This is a genomic window from uncultured Lentibacter sp., from assembly GCF_937123735.1.
Taxonomy (GTDB): Bacteria; Pseudomonadota; Alphaproteobacteria; order Rhodobacterales; family Rhodobacteraceae; genus Lentibacter.
Genome location: NZ_CAKZKL010000028.1, coordinates 107,924 through 125,102, shown reverse-complemented (window position 1 = coordinate 125,102; position 17,179 = coordinate 107,924). Strand labels below are relative to the sequence as shown.

Below are 17,179 nucleotides of genomic sequence, written 5' to 3'. Positions count from 1 at the left end.
TTGATCCCGATCAATCTCCCAGCCGCAAAAAATAAGTCCCGTCAGCGGCGCGCTTTGCGCCATCCCGCCGCTTGCGCCTCATCAACCGAGCAAAACCAGCGCTCCCCCTTGGCCTGACGAATCACTGTGCGCGCGTAATGCTCCTGCCCGGGCATATGAAAAATCCGCGCTCCCTTGGCCGAAATATTGCCCTTGATCGCGCAATCACCCTTTGGCGCAGCTTGCCGCGCCGCTGCCTGGCGGCGGGCCGCACGGAAGGCCGCAGGGTGCTGAACATCGCTGCCATGCACCCCGCGCCGGGCCGCCACGGCCTGTGTTTCCGCAGCCACATAACGCTGCGAATATTTGCGATAGGCAAAGGCCAGGCCTTCGCGCACCAGCCAATGCCCCAGATCTCCCCCTGCCACCTCACAGCGCACCACACTGCGTCCGTAACGGTCTTGGGCCAATTCAGTGCAACGGGCATAGGCGCCTTGATAGCGCTGGCGCACCTGAGCAGTGACCCAGGCTCCGCAGGGCCAGATATGCCCCTCAGCGGTTGTGCAGCTCTGGGCACGCTCTGGCGCATCCACCCCAAACAGGCGCAAACGCTGCGCACCGATCCGCAGCGTATCGCCATCCACAATGTCCATACGCCCAGCCACATGCCCGGCCACATCCGCAGCCACACAGGCAGGCACAGCGCCCAGGCCCCATACGGCCATCATCAGGCCCATCCAGACCCGGCGGGCAGCTTTGTTAACCTTTATTAACATGCCGGGAAAATGCCCCCCGGCAGGCCAGTTTTCAATACGAAACCAACCGGAAGGTTAACGCTGGCGCGCCTGCCAGTCAGGGTGGATCCAAGGCGCATCATTGCTCGGGGCCAGCGGTGCGCGGCCAAGAATGTGGTCACTGGCCTTTTCACCCGTCATGATGGAGGGCCCGTTGAGGTTTCCGTTTGTAATTCTTGGGAAAATCGAGCTGTCCGCCACGCGCAAGCCCTCAACACCAATCACCCGGCACTCCGGGTCTACCACAGCCATCGGGTCATCCTGACGGCCCATCTTGCAGGTGCCGCAGGGGTGATAGGCGCTTTCGGCGTGTTCACGGATCACATCGTCCAGCTCATCGTCCGTCTGCGCCGCCAAGCCAGGCTGGATCTCATGCTTCACATAGGGGGCAAAAGCCGCCTGTGCAAAAATCTCGCGAGTCAGGCGGATACAGCGCCGGAAATCCTCCCAATCGCTCTCCAAACTCATGTAATTGAAAAGAATTTTCGGAGCCTCGCGCGCATCTGAGGAGCGCAAACTTACCTGCCCGCGCGAGCCCGAGCGCATCGGCCCTGTATGCGCCTGAAACCCATGCCCCTCGGCGGCGGCCTGCCCGTCATACCGCACAGCAATGGGCAGGAAATGGTATTGAATGTCCGGATAATCCACGCCCGCTTGCGAGCGAATAAAGGCGCAGCTCTCAAAATTATTGGACGCACCCAACCCTGTCTTGGTGAACAGCCACTGCGCCCCGATGGCCGCCTTTGACAGCAGGTTCCAATGCTTGAACAGCGTGATCGGCAGCTTTGAGGCATATTGAATATACATCTCCAGATGGTCCTGAAGGTTTTGCCCCACGCCCTTGCGATCTGCGATCACATCAATGCCGTGCTCAGCCAGATGTGCAGCGGGGCCAATGCCCGACAGCATGAGCAGCTTGGGCGAATTGAACGCGCTCGCCGCAAGAATAACCTCGCAGCGCGCTGAAATCACTTCGCTTTTTCCGCCACGGCTGATCTGCACACCCGTCGCGCGCCCGTCTTCAATCACAACCTTCTCCGCCAAGCCTCGCACCAAAGTGCAGGTCTCGCGCTTGAGCGCAGGCTTGAGGTAAGCATTCGCCGCCGACCAGCGCCGCCCCTTGTGAACCGTCTGCTCAAAGGCGCCAAAGCCCTCTTGCTGCTCGCCATTGTAATCAGCCGTTACAGGGTAACCCGCTTGGCGACCGGCCTCGACAAAGGCATGAAACAACGGGTTTTTTCGCGGCCCCCGGCTGACATGCAACGGCCCGTTCCTGCCCCGCCAGGCAGGGTCACCACCATGGCCGCCATCGTCCCAGCTCTCCATGCGCTTGTAATAGGGCAGCACATCCGCATAGCCCCAGCCCTTCGCCCCGCTGTCGCGCCAATGGTCAAAGTCGCGGGCATGGCCGCGCACGTAAACCATGCCGTTGATTGAGCTTGAACCGCCAATCACCTTGCCGCGCGGCGCAACAAGCCTGCGCCCGCCAAGGTGTGGCTCTGGCTCTGTCATATAGCCCCAATCATAGCGGCGCATATTCATCGGATAGCTCAAGGCCGCCGGCATCTGGATGAGCGGACCGGCATCCGTGCCGCCATGCTCGATCACGATAACGGTCTTGCCGGCGTCACTCAGCCGGTAGGCCATCGCGCAGCCCGCAGAGCCTGCGCCTACAATAACATAATCTGCCTGCATCACCATCGTCTCTCCTGCTGCGCCCCCTTTGCGGGGCGGGGCGGGTGGGTGGGCGCACCGCAAAGGGGGCGGCCCATCATGTGCCTCTGGGAAAACGCTGGTTTTCCTCCAAAACGTTCAAATCCATGTGGTTGCGCATATAGCGCTCACTGGCCTTTTGCAGCGGCTGGTAATCCCAGGGGAAATATCCCCCCTGCCGCAAGGCCTCATACACAACCCAGCGCCGCGCCTGGCTCTGACGCACTTGAGCGTCAAACTGCTCCAAGTCCCAGCGCTCCGCCGCCATGAGCCGAAACTGCTCCAACACGCCCGTATTTGAAGCGTCCTCAGCCACATTGCGAAGCTCTTTTGGGTCTGTTTCAAGATCAAAAAGCTGCTCCGGGTCCAGCGCGCAATTGGTATATTTCCACTTGCCTTGGCGCAGACACACCAGCGGCGAATAGCTGGCCTCCGCCGCATACTCCATCGCCACAGGGCTTTTGCGCACGCCCCCTTGGCCAAGTTTCACAAGGCTTTCGCCCGTCGTCCAGGGCATGACCTCTTCCATACTCACCCCCGCAAGCTCGCAAAGCGTGGGACAGAGATCAATGGTGCTCACAGGTGTCTCAACCAGCCCCGGCGCCATCTGCGGAGCGGCAATCATCAAGGGCACCCGTGCTGAGCCTTCATAAAAGCTCATCTTGAACCACAATCCGCGCTCGCCCAGCATGTCGCCGTGATCAGAAACAAAGACAATCATGGCCTCTTGCCGTGTCGCCTCAAGTGCCGCCAAAATCTCGCCAATCTTGTCGTCCAGATAGGAAATATTGGCAAAATACGCGCGGCGCGCGCGGCGGATATGCTCCTCGGTGATGTCATAGGCACGCCAGTCATTGGCATCAAAAATGCGCTGACTGTGCGCATCATGCGCCTCATAGGCCATCGCAGGCACGTCAGGCAGAAGATGCGCGCAATCCTCATATAAATCCCAGTATTTCCGGCGCGCCACATAGGGGTCATGCGGGTGCGTAAAGCTCGCGGTCAGGCACCAGGGCCGCGCATCCAGCCCACGGCCGTAATCATAGATCTTGCGCGTGGCATGATATGCCACCTCATCGTCATATTCGAGCTGATTGGTGATTTCCGCCACCCCCGCACCGGTGACAGAGCCCATATTGTGATACCACCAGTCAATCCGCTCACCCGGTTTGCGATAATCAGGTGTCCAGCCAAAATCCGGCGGGTAAATATCGGTGGTCAAACGTTCCTCAAAACCGTGCAGCTGGTCAGGGCCGACAAAATGCATCTTTCCGCTCAGGCAGGTCTGATATCCCGCCCGGCGCAAGTGGTGCGCATAAGTCGGGATCGAGGACGCAAACTCCGCGGCATTGTCATAAACCCCCGTGGCGCTTGGCAACTGCCCCGACATGAAAGCCGCCCGCCCCGGCGCGCACAAAGGGCTGGCGGTATAGGCGTTTTTGAAGCGGGTCGCACGCGCGGCCAGCGCCTTTAGGTTGGGCGCGTGCAGCCACTCAGCGGGACCATCGTCAAAAAGCGTGCCGTTGAGCTGATCAACCATGATGATCAGAATATTGGGTTTGCTCACCGTCTTTCTCCCAGTTCAAGGTGGACATATTCCAGAACTTGTCTGATGGCGCGTGGCCCGTTGGGTTCACCCTCTCCCAAAGACTGACGCAAGTATACGCCATCAATCAGCGCCGCCACACGGCTCGCCGCTGCCTCTCCGCGTGCCCCCAACAAGGGCTTCAACCCCTGGGCCAAGTTGCTGCGCAAACGACGGTGATAGACATTGAGCAGCCGCCGCGCCTCCGGGGAAACCTGTGCCAGAACATAAAAATTCATCCAGGCCGCAACCGTTTCACTGCGAAAATTGCGGCTCGAAAAAGACGCGCGCACAATCGCCTCGATCCGCTCTTTCGAGCCCTGCGCCATCGTCAGCGCACCGCGCACTTCGGCGGCATAAACCCCCATCGTATACCGCATGGCCGCCACAAATATCTGCTCCTTGCCCCCGAAGTAATGATGCGCAAGCGCACTCGACATCCCCGCGCGGCGCGCGATCTGACTCACCGTCACATCAAGCGTGCCATGCTGGCCGATTTCGGCAATAGTGGCTTTCACGAGAGCCTGTCTTCGAATAGGCTCCATTCCAAGTTTCGGCATTTCAGCGCCTCAATAGTTGCGTCACCGAGCTTGTTTTGTTTTTATTGACGCGTCAATCAATAAAAAATCATCAAAACCACCCATGGGAGACCTCATATGACTTTCAAATATACGCTTTCCGCCCTGGCGCTTTTTGCGGCGTCCTCAGCGCTGGCAGACACGGCCTGTGACACCGTTGTTTTCTCGGATGTCGGCTGGACCGACATCACAGCCACCACCGCCGCAACCGCAACCGTGCTTGAGGCCCTGGGATATGAAACCGACACCAAAGTTCTCTCGGTGCCCGTCACCTATACGGCCATGGCCGAAGGGGATATTGATGTATTCCTCGGAAACTGGATGCCCACAATGGAAGCCGATATCGCGCCCTACCGTGAGGCGGGCACAGTCGACACCCTGCGCGCCAATCTTGAGGGCGCAAAATATACGCTCGCCGTCAACAAAGCGGCCATGGACCTCGGGATCAAGGATTTCAGCGATATTGCCAAACACCGCGCGGCACTGGATGGCAAGATTTACGGGATTGAACCCGGCAATGACGGCAACCGCCTGATCCAGACCATGATCGACAGCAACGCCTTTGACCTCAATGGATTCGAAGTTGCCGAAAGCTCGGAGCAAGGAATGCTCTCGCAAGTCGGCCGCGCCACCAAGAAAAATGACCCCATTGTTTTCCTCGGTTGGGAGCCACACCCGATGAATGCCAATTTCGAAATGGGCTATCTCACCGGCGGAGATGATTATTTCGGGCCTGATTTTGGCGGGGCGACCGTCTACACCAACACCCGCGCAGGATATGCAACAGACTGTCCCAACCTGGGCAAGCTGTTGGGCAACCTGCGTTTCAGCCTCGCCATGGAAAATGAGATCATGGGCGCCATCCTCAATGACGGAAGCGCGCCGCGCGCAGCCGCCACAGAATGGCTCAAGGCCAACCCGGAGATGCCAATCAGCTGGCTCGCGGGTGTGCGCACAAAAGACGGTGGCGATGCCGTCGCAGCGCTCAAAGCGGCGCTGGGCCTCTGACCCCCTTTGATGCCAAAGAGCTGGTGCGCCACCGCGCGCCAGCTCTGCACCCTGAGGCGCCTGCCAACGCTGCTTTCCCACACAACAAAGGCAAATTTGCATGACATGGCTTTCCCCCCTGCTGGACGCAAACGGCAAACTCACCGTCGGCAAAGCCATTGCAGCGGGGTTTGACGCGCTCACAGACCGCTTCAGCGGCGCATTTGATCTGCTGGAAACGCTCCTCAGCGCTGCCATAGATACAGCGCTTGATGTGCTCCAGTTTCCACATCCCTTGGCCCTGATCGCGCTGTTTGCAGCCCTCACCTGGCTGTTGCAACGCAGCTGGAAACGCACAGTCATTGTGGCGCTTTGCTTTGGCTTCGTCCTCAATCAAGGCTACTGGGAAGAAGCCACAGAGAGCCTCGCACTCATCCTTTTTGCAGGGGTGTTCTGCATGGGGGTCGGCGTCCCCATCGGGATTTATGCCGCCCACCGCCCGAAAGTTTATCAAGCCTTGCTCCCGGTTCTGGATATGATGCAGACAATCCCGACGTTCGTTTATCTCATCCCGATGATCGTCCTGTTTGGGATCGGCATGGTCCCGGGGCTTGTCGCAACCTTTATATTTGTCTTGCCAGCGCCCATTCGCCTCACACATCTGGGGATCTCGCGCACCCCGCTGCCCCTTCTGGAAGCGGCCCGCGCCTTTGGAGCCACCCCGCGCCAACTGCTGTGGAAGGTCGAACTGCCCTCGGCCCTGCCCCAAATCATGGCCGGCCTCAACCAAACCATCATGCTTTCTCTGTCTATGGTGGTCATCGCGGCCCTCGTGGGCGCAGACGGGTTGGGCGTGCCGGTCGTGCGGGCGCTCAACACGGTCAACGCGGCTTTGGGCTTTGAAAGCGGGCTGGTCATTGTCGCGGTTGCCATCGCCCTTGACAGAATGCTGCGCGTGGAGGCCCGGGCATGAACTCTGACATCGCCGTCTCCTTTGACAATGTGTCCATTGTCTTCGGCACCCAGCCCGAAACCGCCCTGCCCCTCATGGATGCAGGCCAAAGCCGGTCCGAGATACAGGCCGCAACGGGCCAAGTGCTCGGTGTGCACAATTGCAGCCTTGACGTGCGACAGGGGGAAATACTTGTTCTGATGGGGCTTTCCGGCTCGGGAAAGTCCACGCTCCTGCGCGCGGTCAACGGCCTCAACCCTGTGGTGCGCGGCGAGGTTTTCGTGCGCAGCGCAACAGAAACCACCGCGCTCACCCAAGCCAGTCCGGCCCGGTTGCGCGCCCTGCGCCTGCATCAAATCTCGATGGTGTTTCAACACTTTGGCTTGCTGCCATGGCGCAGTGTCGCCCAAAACGTTGGCCTCGGGCTGGAACTTGCCGGCCAAAGCCCGTCTGCGCGCGCAGATACAGTGCGCGAGCAGCTGGCCCTTGTCGGCCTCTCTGAATGGGCCGATCGCAAGGTGGGTGAACTCTCCGGCGGGATGCAACAACGTGTCGGGCTGGCGCGGGCCTTCGCCACCAGCGCCCCGATCCTGTTGATGGATGAGCCCTTCTCCGCCCTCGACCCGCTCATTCGCACACGCCTGCAAGACGAGCTGCTTGACCTTCAGGCGCGCCTTGGGCGCACCATCATCTTTGTGTCCCACGATCTGGACGAGGCCTTCAAAATCGGCGGGCGCATCGCCATCATGGAGGGTGGGCGCATCGTCCAATGCGGCACGCCTCAAGACATCTACACCAATCCCGCCAACAGCTATGTCGCGGACTTCGTGGCCCAGATGAACCCCTTGGGCGTGCTGACCGCCCGGGATGTGATGGAGCCGCTCACCCCGGCCGCGCGCGGCAGCATTTCAGCACACACCAAACTGTCTGCCCTGATGCCCCATTTTGACGCCGGCGACAGCCCCCTCAAGGTCATGCAGGCCGGCGCGGCAATCGGCCAGATCACGCGCAACACAGTGCTCACGCGCCTGCTCACCCCAAAGGCTTGAGTGCGCCGCTGCGGCTGTGTCGTTTAACGCCTGTCCTGAAGAGCATACAACCGCAGGTGTCCCATCAAGGGCTGGCGCCCCCGGCCTGCCCCAGCCAAGGCCCCTGTTTTCAAAACTTGGTGGCCGGCACAGCTGGCGTGCGCATTTTGCGTTTGAGCGCGGCCTCTCGCATGGTGATGAACGCGATCGACCCGATAATAACCAAACCGCCAACCACAACCCAGGGGTCAACACCCTCGCCGAAAAACACTGCGCCCAGCAAAATCGCCCAGACCAGCTGCAAAAAGCTCACAGGCTGCGTCACCGTCACAGGGGCCGCCGCAAAGGCCATGGACATGGTGTAATGCCCCGCCGTCGCCAAAGCCGCGACAGCAAACAGCACCGCCAACTCACTTCCGGTGGGCGATACCCAGTTTGCCAGCGCAAGCGGGGCAAGCCCGACAGTCACAGTCAGCGACAACATGCTCACCACAACAGCAGGGCCGGTTTCGTCCGACATCCGCTTGGCCAACAGGTAAGAGCCCGCAAAGAAAACCGCCGCAAAGAGCATCGCCAAATGCCCCATCCCGACTTCGCGAAACCCCGGCCGCAAAATTATCAGCGCCCCCACAAGGGCCGCCACCACCGCAAGGATCCGCCGCAGCGCGAGCTTCTCGCCCAAAAACAGCGCCGCCCCCAATGTCACATAAACCGGCGCGAGATAATTCATAGCCGTCACATCCGCGATCGGAATGCGCGCCATGGCATAAAACCAAAGCGCCACGCCCCCCGTATGCGCCAATCCACGCGCCCAGAAAAGCTTATGCTGGCGCAACGAGAGCCTCGATTGCCGCAGCGCTCCGATCATGGGGAGCAAGAACACCAGCCCCATTGCGTAGCGCAGAAAGGCAGATTCCGCCGCCGGAATACGGGTGCCATTCACCTTGACAAGAGCCGTCACCCCGACAAACAACAGCCCGGTCACGAGCATCCAGAACACACCTTTGACAGGCTGATAGGCGCGAGGTTCATTCATCTGTTAAGAAAGCCACGAAGCCTTGGCCCCTGCAAGGCCAAAAGCCCTCACAGCAGCAGCTTCAACGCAATCGCCCACATCGTCAGCCCCACGAGCCCATCCAGGATCTGCCAGGATCGGGGCTGTGCAAAAAGCGGCCGCAAAAAACCTGCGCCGTAGCCCAGTGCGAAAAAGAAGACAAAACTTGCGCTCATAGCCCCAAGGGCAAAGCCGAGCTTGTTGTCCCATTGCGCAGAAATCGACCCCAAAAGAACAACCGTATCAAGATAGACATGCGGATTGAGCCAGGTCAGCATCAACACTGTGCTCAACACCCCCGCCAGCGCGCTCTGCGCGCGCCCCTCGGTGTCGAGCCTTTGTCCGCCTCGCCAGGCCGCACCAAAGTTGCGCAGCCCATACCAGAAAAGAAAGGCCGCACCCCCAAAGCGCATCGCAGTTTCAAGCCAGGGCAGCGCCTCGGCGAGCGCACCAAAGCCCGTCACCCCCGCAGCAATCAACAGCGCGTCCGAAACCGCGCAGGTGGCGCAGGTCGCAAAGACAAATTCCCCCCGAATCCCCTGCCGGAGCACAAAGGCGTTTTGCGCCCCTATGGCCAAAATAAGCGAAAACCCGAGCGCAAACCCGGCAAAAGCTGCCTGCATAATTTTAGGCCTCCAAATTTCCCTAGGGATATGCGGAGCAGCGGGATAAAACAAATTAACTTTCTTCCTCATAAATAAGAATTTCTAATGTCACTCGATCCCAAACACCTCGCGGCCCTCGCCGAAATTCTGCGCCTCGGCAGCTTTGAGGCCGCCGCAGACTCCCTAGGGCTCACCCAATCCGCCGTCTCCCAGCGGCTCAAGGCCCTGGAGGACAGCTTCGGATCTGTTCTGGTAGAGCGCGCCAGCCCCTGCCGAGGCACAGCCGCCGGTCTCAGGCTCGCAGCCCACGCTGACGCCGTCGCGCTGATGGAGGCCAATCTGGCCCGCACGCTTGGTTTGGATGATCAGGCCACAGAGAGCCCGCGCCGCATCCGCCTCGCCGTCAATGCCGACAGCCTGGCAACCTGGCTCCCCGCCGCGCTTGATAGCAGCGCGCAATACAGCTTTGAGCTGTTGGTCGATGACGAGAGCGTCTCGGCTGACAGGCTGCGAAGGGGCGAGGTCATGGCCGCGCTGACAACACAGGCAAAGCCGGTGCGCGGCTGCGATGTCGTCGCGCTCGGTGCGCTGCGTTATGTCGCCACGGCGTCACCGGGCTTCTTGCGCCGATGGCTTGCGCTCGGCCCAACCCCCGAAGCTTTGGCGCAGGCCCCCATGTTGCAATTTTCAGCCCATGATGATTTACAACACAACTGGCTCGCACAGCATGTCAGGCCGGGGCTGCGCCCTCCTGTTCATCTTGTGCCGTCCACCACAGGCTTTCTTGGAGCCACAGTTGCCGGGCTTGGTTGGTCGCTCAATCCGCTTGGCCTCGCGGCCCCATATCTTGCAGAGGGCAAGCTGGTCGCGCTGCTGCCAAACAGCCACTATGACAGGCCGCTTTATTGGCAAGTCAGCCGCATAGTTTCGCCGGCGCTGTCTCAGATCACCGCCCGACTGCGCCGGCACGCAAAAAAGGCGCTAGAGCCTCTTGGGGGCCAACGCCTCTGAAACAGCGCGCTGGCCACAGGCGGCTCAAGCCTCGTCGAGCTGCGCCATAACCGCGTCTGAAGCTTCAAAATTTGTGGTCACAGTCTGCACATCGTCATCATCTTCCAACGCATCCATCAGGCGCATGAGCTTTTGCATCTCCTCAAAGCCCATTTCTGTCGTGGTCGTGGGCCGCCAGACAAGCTTTGTGCTCTCGCTCTCGCCCAGCGCGGCCTCAAGCGCGTTTGACACCTCGTTCAAATCCGTGTCAGCACACCAGATTATGTGTTCCTCTTCACCGCTTTCCACATCCTCGGCACCAGCCTCGATCGCGGCCATCATAACGGTGTCCGCATCCCCCACAGTGGCCGGATAACGCACCGCCCCCTTGCGATCAAACATGAAGCCCACAGAGCCTGTTTCGCCAAGGTTGCCGCCATGTTTGGTAAAAAGCGAGCGCACATTGCTGGCGGTGCGGTTGCGGTTGTCGGTCATCGTCTCGACAATCACCGCAACACCATTGGGCCCATAGCCTTCATAGCGGATCTCTTCATAGGCCTCGCCCTCGCCACCAACAGCCTTCTTGATTGCCCGTTCGATATTGTCCTTGGGCATAGACTGGCCCTTGGCCTCTTTCACCGCCAGACGCAGGCGGGGGTTTTTCTCCGGATCAGGGTCACCCATCTTTGCGGCCACCGTGATCTCCTTGGAGAGCTTGGAGAAAAGCTTGGAGCGCAGCTTGTCCTGACGCCCTTTACGGTGCTGAATATTTGCCCATTTGGAATGGCCTGCCATGGTTTGCTCCTGATAACCCGATAAATTCTTGCGCACTCTATAAGGGATCGCAGGGGGGCTGTTCAACCATTCCTGCACCCGCCGGTGCCCAAAGGAAGCGCAGAGGCATATTTCCCCGTGCAAATCGCCCCAGCCTCGCGCTAGGCTTGGCTCATGACACAAGACCAGATCATCCTCTTCGCGCTCTTTGGTGGCGTTTTCGCGCTCTTGCTCTGGGGCCGCTGGCGCTATGATCTCGTGGCCTTTGCAGCCCTGATGCTGGGCGTGTCCCTGGGCGTTGTCCAAACCGATGCAGCCTTTGCGGGATTTGGCCATCCGGCGACAATCGTTGTGGCGCTGGTGTTGGTGGTGTCGGCGGGCCTCGTGCGCTCTGGCGCCATCTATCTCATCACCCGAACCCTGATTGACAACAGCCGCAGCCTTGGCGCGCATATCGCCATCATGGGCAGCGTGGGCGGGCTGCTCTCGGGCTTCATGAACAACGTGGCCGCGCTGGCCCTGCTCATGCCTGTTGATATCCAGACCGCGCGCAAAGCGGGCCGCGCGCCGGGCCTCTCGCTCATGCCACTGTCCTTTGCGACAATCCTTGGCGGCATGGCCACCCTCATCGGCACGCCGCCCAATATCATCATCGCCTCCATCCGCGGGGATGCCACGGGCGAGCCTTTTTCCATGTTTGATTTCGCCCCCGTCGGCGGGCTCACGGCGCTGGCAGGGCTGCTCTTTGTCGCGCTGATCGGCTGGCGCCTCATCCCCAATCGCGCAGATGCCCTCAAAGCCGTGGGTGATATGTCCGCCTATATCGCAGAGCTCACCGTGCCAAAGGGCTGCAAACAGATCGGCAAACGCCTCGCCGAGCTTGAAGAGGCCGCCGAACAGGCCGATGTCGCCATCCTCGGCCTCATGCGCAACGGCAAACGCCACTATGGCGCGGCGCGCAACGCGCACTTGCAGGAACATGACGTGCTGGTGCTGGAGGCCAGCCCCGATGCGCTGGATGAATTTCGCGCCACCCTCGGGCTTGCCTTTGCCGACAAAACCCGCGAAGAACGCCTCAAAGCCGCCAACGAAGGGCTTGACCTCATCGAAGTGGTGGTGCCCGCCGAAGCGCGTATCGCGGGCAAAAGCGCACTCAGCTTGGGCCTGTCCTGGCGCAAACAAACCGTGCTCATGGGCATTTCCCGCAAAGGCCGCCGCATCACCAGCCAGATCCGCAAAACCGAGGTGCAGGCCGGCGACATCCTGCTTTTGCTCGTGCCCCAAGGCACAGGCCCCGAGGTCACAGACTGGCTTGGCTGCCTGCCGCTGGCCGATCGCGGCCTTGCCGTGACCCAAGACAGCAAGACATGGCTCGCCATTGGTCTCTTTGTCGCCGCCGTGGCCGCCGCCTCGCTGGGGCTGCTCTACCTGCCCATCGCACTCGGGGGGGTGGTCGTAGCCTATATCCTGTTCAAAATTCTGCCGCTCTCCGAGCTTTATGATCACATCAACTGGCCCGTGGTGGTGCTCCTCGGCTCGATGATCCCTCTGGGCGCCGCGCTTGAAAACTCAGGCGGAACCGAGCTCCTCGCAGGCGCGCTGCTCAACATCACCCAAACCATGCCCCCCTGGGCCATCCTGACGGTGCTGATGATCGTCACCATGACACTCTCGGATGTGCTCAACAACACCGCGACAACAATCGTCGCCGCACCCGTGGGCATCGAAATGGCCCGCGCCCTTGAAGTCTCTCCTGATCCCTTCCTCATGGCCGTGGCCGTGGCCGCCTCCTCGGCGTTCCTCACCCCCATAGGTCACAAAAACAACACGCTCATCCTCGGTCCGGGCGGTTATCGCTTCGCAGATTACTGGCGCATGGGCCTGCCGCTCGAAATCATCGTGGTCGTGGTCTCCATCCCGCTGATCCTGATCTTCTGGCCTCTCTAGACCCGCCTAAAAATCCCTTTCTTATTGCCCCAAATATCCCGGGGAGCGCGAGGGGCTGGCCCCTCGCACCGGTCGGATTTGGCGCAGCCAAATTCGAAAGCTCTAAAGCGGCCAGATCAGCGGAATGAGCGCGGAAGCCAACAGCCCCACCGAGAGGTTCAAAGGAATGCCCACGCGCATGAAATCCGTGAACTTGTACCCCCCCGGTCCGTAAACCAGCATATTGGTCTGATAACCGATCGGCGTGGCAAAGGAGGCACTCGCCGCCACCATCACCGCCACAATCAGGGGCCGCGCATCAATCCCCAGCGCCGTCGCCAAACCGATTGCCACCGGCGTGATCACAACGGCCACCGCATTGTTGCTCACAAGCTCGGTCAGCACCGAGGTCAGCAGATAAATCGCCCAGATGATCAGAAACGGCGGCAAGACCGACAGCACAGGCGCCACGGCACGCACGATCATTTCAACAGCTCCCGTGGCCTGCAGGGCCGCCCCAATGGCCAGCATGGAAAAGATCAGCGCCAGCAGCCGTCCGTCAATAAAGGAAAAGGCCTCCTCCGCATCAATACAGCGCGACAACAGAACAATCGCCACCGCCAAAACCGCAAGCAGAAAAATGGGCGCCGCCCCCAGACCGGCCAGCAAAACAAGGCCAAACATCACCAGAAGCGCCAGCGGCGCATGGCCACGCCGATAGGCGCGGGCCTGCGGTTGGTTCACCTCTACCAGCTCCATATCCGCCGCGAGGCGGTGAATGTCATCCGGAGCCCCTTCCAGCAAAAGCGTATCGCCCACCCGCACAACAAGCTCATCCAATTGCAATCCGATGTTCTGGTTACGCCGGTGCACCGCCAGGGCATACACGCCATAGCGCCGCCGCAAACGCAGCGCCCCCAGCTTGCGCCCAACCATCCGCGCCCCCGGCGTGATCAAAACCTCAACGGTGGTTGTCTCAACCGCCGATACCTGATCCACCCGTTTCAGCTCCTTGTTGCTTTGCAAACTGAGCAGCTCGGTCATCTCGGTGCGCAAGACCACACGGTCACCCACCTGCAAGCGCACCCCGGCCAAATTGCGCCGCAACGAGGCATCCCCGCGCACAACATCAATCAGGCGCACACCATCACGCTTGAAGAGCTGAACCCCGGTCACCTCCCGCCCGATCAGGTTGCTCTCCGGCGGGATCACCGCCTCGGTGAAAAATTTCATCTTGGAACGGGTGCTGAGCAGGCTCGCCATACTGTCGCGCTCCGGCAAAAGCAGCGGCGCAATGAAACGCAGATAAATCATGCCCCAGATCACAAGAACAATCCCCAACGGCGTCACCTCAAAGATCGTGAAAGCCGCCTGCCCATTGGCCCGCGCCACACCGTCCACCAAAAGGTTGGTCGAGGTCCCGATCAGGGTCAATGTGCCCCCCAAGATGGCCGCATAAGACAGCGGGATCAGCAGCTTTGAAGCGGAGAACCCCATGGTCTTGGCCAGCTGCACAAACACCGGAATCATCACCACAACCACGGGCGTGTTTGAAACAAAAGCTGAGGCCACAACCACAAATCCCATCAAAAGGCCAATCGCCAGAGCAGGGTTTGTCGCCGCCAGCCTGTCGGCCACGCTGGTGAAGGCCTCCAGAGCCCCCGTGCGCACCAAAGCCCCCATCACCACAAACATGGCCGCAATCGTCCAGGGCGCCGGGTTTGACAAAACCTCCAAAGCGTCCTCGTAGGGCAACAGCCCCAACAGCAGCATCACAGCCGCCCCCGAAATCGCGGTCACCTCGGTGGGATAAGTCTCGCGCACAAAGAGCACAAACATCACAAGGACAACACCCAGCGCCAACACGGCCTCAGTTGTCTGGCTCAGTTCCAACACACCCATATCGCCCTGCCCTTTTCATACTCTTCACTCACGCTCACAGGCCGGCCCGCCGCGTCCAAATTCTTCCGGGTCCCGCGGCTGCACCAAAAACATGCCGGCCAACATCAGCCCAAGCGCACCCCAAATATAGGCCGAATAGGCCTCTCCCAACAACAGCATCGACCACCCGACACCAAAAATTGTCACCAGATAGGCCACCTGCGCCGCAAAGACAGCCCCCGCGCGCCCGACCATCCAAACATAGGCCGAATAGACAAGCGCATGGATGAGCGCACTGGCCAGCAACGCCGCCTCCGCCAGCCCTGGCTGCGCCAAGGGATTCACCCAATGGCCAAACCCCAGCGCCAAAGGCAGGCTGAAGGCCGCGCCAAAAACAGATGCCCCGAACAAAACCGCAATCGGGTCCAGCCCCGCAGTGCCAAATTTCGCCACGAAATTTCCTTCGATCCCGTAGAAAAACGGTGCAATCAACGCGAGCGGAATAAAGGCCACCATGGCCCGCTCCGGTAAGCTCGCCTCAGGCCCCACCAAAAGCGCCACCCCGCCCAGCCCGAGGCAAAGCCCCAAGAGACGCGCCAGGCTGAACCGGTCCAGCCCCAAAGCCAGCGCGATGGGAAAGGCAAACATCGGCACCATGGCGATCACAATCGACATCACCCCCGCAGGCAAATGCGCCGCCGCACGGTAGCTGGCCGAATTTGGAAAAATTGTCCCCAAAAGCGCGATCGCCACATATAAAACAACCTGCCGCCGCCCCAGGCGCAGCCGCCCGCCCCGGGCCCAAACAATTGCACCCAACAGCAAGGCCGCCACGAACATTTGCCAAAACACCAGCCCCAAAGGCTGGTGCCCCGTCGAAACCGCAAGTTTTGACAAAGGCGCCGTCACGCCCCAGCCTGCGCCCATGAGCAACAGCGCCAAAACAGAGCCAAGCGTGCGGTTCAAGGGGCCGCATCCTGCAAACGCCCACCCACCCGCACAGGGCGCACCGTCACAGCCTTCCCCGTGCGGTCGTCTGTCTCCACATAAACCCCCGAAAGCGTTGCCTCTTGCGTGGCTGGCGTAAAACGGCTCTTGGACATCCCGGTCACAAAGCGGCGCAGCGGCTCTTCCGTCTCCATGCCAATCACACTGAGATAATCGCCACACATCCCCGCATCTGTCATATAGGCCGTGCCACGCGGCAAAATCTGCGCATCGCCCGTCGGCACATGGGTGTGCGTGCCGACAACAAGGCTCGCGCGCCCGTCGCAAAAATGCCCCATCGCCATTTTCTCGCTGGTGGCCTCACAATGCACATCGACAATCGCCGCCTGCACCGCGCCGCCCAGAACATGTGTCTTCAGCACGGCCTCAATCTGCCCAAACGGGTCGTCAAAAGCGCGCTTCATAAAGACCTGCCCCAAAACCTGCGCCACCAATATCTTGCGCCCGCGCCCGTCTTGAAACACCCGCGCGCCGGCGCCCGGTGCCCCTTTGGCAAAATTCACAGGCCGCAAAATGCGCGGCTCGCGGCCAATAAACTGCAACATATCTTTCTGATCAAAGGCATGGTCTCCCAGGGTCAGACAATCCACACCCGCGGCCAGCAACAGCTTGGCATGTTCGCCCGAAAGCCCCATCCCGTTGCTGGCGTTCTCGCCATTGACCACAACAAAATCAAGGCCCCACGCCTCGCGCAGCCCCTTGAGCCGCTCGCTCACAGCCCGTCGCCCCGCGCGGCCCATGACATCGCCTAAAAACAGAAGTCTCATAGAGAACCCTTAGGCCGCAGGCAGCACTTATGCAATCTCGTATCTTGCTGAATACCGCAGCGGAAAATTGACCGAACGCGCAATAAAACACACCTTCGCAATCTCGTGGTGTACCGCATCCGCGCGCTCAATATCGCTGCCCTCCGCCAGCGTGATCACAGGCCGCAGCGTCGCGCCCACAAAGCGCCCCGCTCCACTGGCCGCGCTTTCGCCATGCCCCACAGGGTCGTCCTCATAGCCCAGCACCACAATCCCCGCGTTATGCGCCAGATGCAGATACCACAGCATATGGCAGGCCGAGAGCGCGGCAATCAGCATATCCTCGGGGTTGTGCAAGGAAGGGTCCCCGCCCAGAAGCGGATCGTTTGAGCAGGCAATCACCGGCTTGCCCGGCGTGCGCACCTCCCAGCTGCGCGCATAGCCTTTATAAGTCGCATTCCCCGTGCCCAAATTGCCCGTCCAAACGATCTTGGCATCAAAATCATGTGCCTGGTGCATGGCTCTCCCCTTCTTTTTCTTTCCAAAAAATATCCTCGCCGAAGGCAGCCCTTTTGCAGC

Annotated in this window: 16 protein-coding genes; 5 read left to right on the top strand and 11 right to left on the bottom strand. The window is 60.5% G+C overall.

Going from position 1 to position 17,179, the window contains the following annotated elements; translation table 11 throughout:
• Positions 1-41: 41 nt before the first annotated feature.
• The 4 genes from Q0478_RS08030 to betI form a co-directional block, all read right to left on the bottom strand.
• On the bottom strand, positions 42-707 hold the full coding sequence (locus tag Q0478_RS08030) for a thermonuclease family protein (RefSeq protein ID WP_298678085.1): 666 nt from the start codon (positions 705-707) through the stop codon (positions 42-44).
• A gap of 102 nt (positions 708-809) precedes the next feature.
• A complete protein-coding gene (betA, locus tag Q0478_RS08025) occupies positions 810-2,468 on the bottom strand; it encodes a choline dehydrogenase (RefSeq protein ID WP_298678617.1) in 1,659 nt (552 codons plus the stop codon).
• Positions 2,469-2,544: 76 nt separating this feature from the next.
• Positions 2,545-4,053, bottom strand: a complete 1,509-nt coding sequence (gene betC / locus Q0478_RS08020) for a choline-sulfatase (protein WP_298678083.1) — start codon at positions 4,051-4,053, stop codon at positions 2,545-2,547.
• Positions 4,050-4,631 carry a transcriptional regulator BetI gene (gene betI / locus Q0478_RS08015; RefSeq protein WP_298678080.1) on the bottom strand — a complete coding sequence of 194 codons (582 nt, stop codon included), beginning with the start codon at positions 4,629-4,631 and terminating at the stop codon, positions 4,050-4,052. Before betI ends, betC begins: the two co-directional genes overlap by 4 nt.
• Positions 4,632-4,727: 96 nt before the next feature.
• Here betI and Q0478_RS08010 point away from each other — a divergent pair, with 96 nt between their 5' ends.
• The 3 genes from Q0478_RS08010 to choV all read left to right on the top strand — a co-directional run bounded on the left by Q0478_RS08010 (position 4,728) and on the right by choV (position 7,637).
• Positions 4,728-5,657: a choline ABC transporter substrate-binding protein gene (locus Q0478_RS08010; RefSeq protein ID WP_298678076.1), complete on the top strand. Its 930-nt coding sequence runs from the start codon at positions 4,728-4,730 to the stop codon at positions 5,655-5,657.
• Between the two features lie 100 nt (positions 5,658-5,757).
• The gene (choW, locus tag Q0478_RS08005) at positions 5,758-6,609 is read left to right on the top strand and encodes a choline ABC transporter permease subunit (RefSeq protein WP_298678073.1); all 852 of its coding nucleotides are present in this window, start codon (positions 5,758-5,760) and stop codon (positions 6,607-6,609) included.
• Positions 6,606-7,637, top strand: coding sequence for a choline ABC transporter ATP-binding protein (gene choV, locus Q0478_RS08000; RefSeq protein ID WP_298678070.1), 1,032 nt, complete (start codon positions 6,606-6,608; stop codon positions 7,635-7,637). Before choW ends, choV begins: the two co-directional genes overlap by 4 nt.
• 109 nt (positions 7,638-7,746) lie before the next feature.
• Here choV and Q0478_RS07995 read toward each other — a convergent pair whose 3' ends face one another.
• Complete coding sequence (locus Q0478_RS07995; protein WP_298678067.1) at positions 7,747-8,652, bottom strand: DMT family transporter; 906 nt, start codon at positions 8,650-8,652, stop codon at positions 7,747-7,749.
• A gap of 47 nt (positions 8,653-8,699) precedes the next feature.
• Positions 8,700-9,293 (bottom strand): LysE/ArgO family amino acid transporter, encoded by a 594-nt coding sequence (locus tag Q0478_RS07990; RefSeq protein ID WP_298678064.1) that lies wholly within the window; start codon positions 9,291-9,293, stop codon positions 8,700-8,702.
• A gap of 87 nt (positions 9,294-9,380) precedes the next feature.
• Between Q0478_RS07990 and Q0478_RS07985 the strand changes: the two genes are divergently transcribed.
• Positions 9,381-10,286, top strand: a complete 906-nt coding sequence (locus Q0478_RS07985; RefSeq protein ID WP_298678061.1) for a LysR family transcriptional regulator ArgP — start codon at positions 9,381-9,383, stop codon at positions 10,284-10,286.
• Positions 10,287-10,310: 24 nt separating this feature from the next.
• Here the strand turns inward: Q0478_RS07985 and Q0478_RS07980 are convergent, their stop codons facing one another.
• The gene (locus Q0478_RS07980; RefSeq protein ID WP_298678059.1) at positions 10,311-11,060 is read right to left on the bottom strand and encodes a YebC/PmpR family DNA-binding transcriptional regulator; all 750 of its coding nucleotides are present in this window, start codon (positions 11,058-11,060) and stop codon (positions 10,311-10,313) included.
• Between the two features lie 153 nt (positions 11,061-11,213).
• On the opposite strand from Q0478_RS07980, the gene Q0478_RS07975 reads away from it, so the two are divergent.
• The gene (locus tag Q0478_RS07975) at positions 11,214-12,986 is read left to right on the top strand and encodes an SLC13 family permease (RefSeq protein ID WP_298678057.1); all 1,773 of its coding nucleotides are present in this window, start codon (positions 11,214-11,216) and stop codon (positions 12,984-12,986) included.
• Between the two features lie 102 nt (positions 12,987-13,088).
• Here Q0478_RS07975 and Q0478_RS07970 read toward each other — a convergent pair whose 3' ends face one another.
• From Q0478_RS07970 to Q0478_RS07955, 4 genes are read right to left on the bottom strand one after another with little or no spacing between them, the layout of a single operon-like run.
• Positions 13,089-14,867, bottom strand: coding sequence for an SLC13 family permease (locus Q0478_RS07970; protein ID WP_298678055.1), 1,779 nt, complete (start codon positions 14,865-14,867; stop codon positions 13,089-13,091).
• A gap of 24 nt (positions 14,868-14,891) precedes the next feature.
• On the bottom strand, positions 14,892-15,812 hold the full coding sequence (locus tag Q0478_RS07965) for a DMT family transporter (RefSeq protein ID WP_298678053.1): 921 nt from the start codon (positions 15,810-15,812) through the stop codon (positions 14,892-14,894).
• Positions 15,809-16,621: a TIGR00282 family metallophosphoesterase gene (locus Q0478_RS07960; protein WP_298678050.1), complete on the bottom strand. Its 813-nt coding sequence runs from the start codon at positions 16,619-16,621 to the stop codon at positions 15,809-15,811. Before Q0478_RS07960 ends, Q0478_RS07965 begins: the two co-directional genes overlap by 4 nt.
• Before the next feature lie 27 nt (positions 16,622-16,648).
• Entirely contained in the window at positions 16,649-17,119 is a 471-nt protein-coding gene (locus Q0478_RS07955; protein ID WP_298678048.1) for an OsmC family protein, read from the bottom strand.
• Positions 17,120-17,179: the final 60 nt, after the last annotated feature.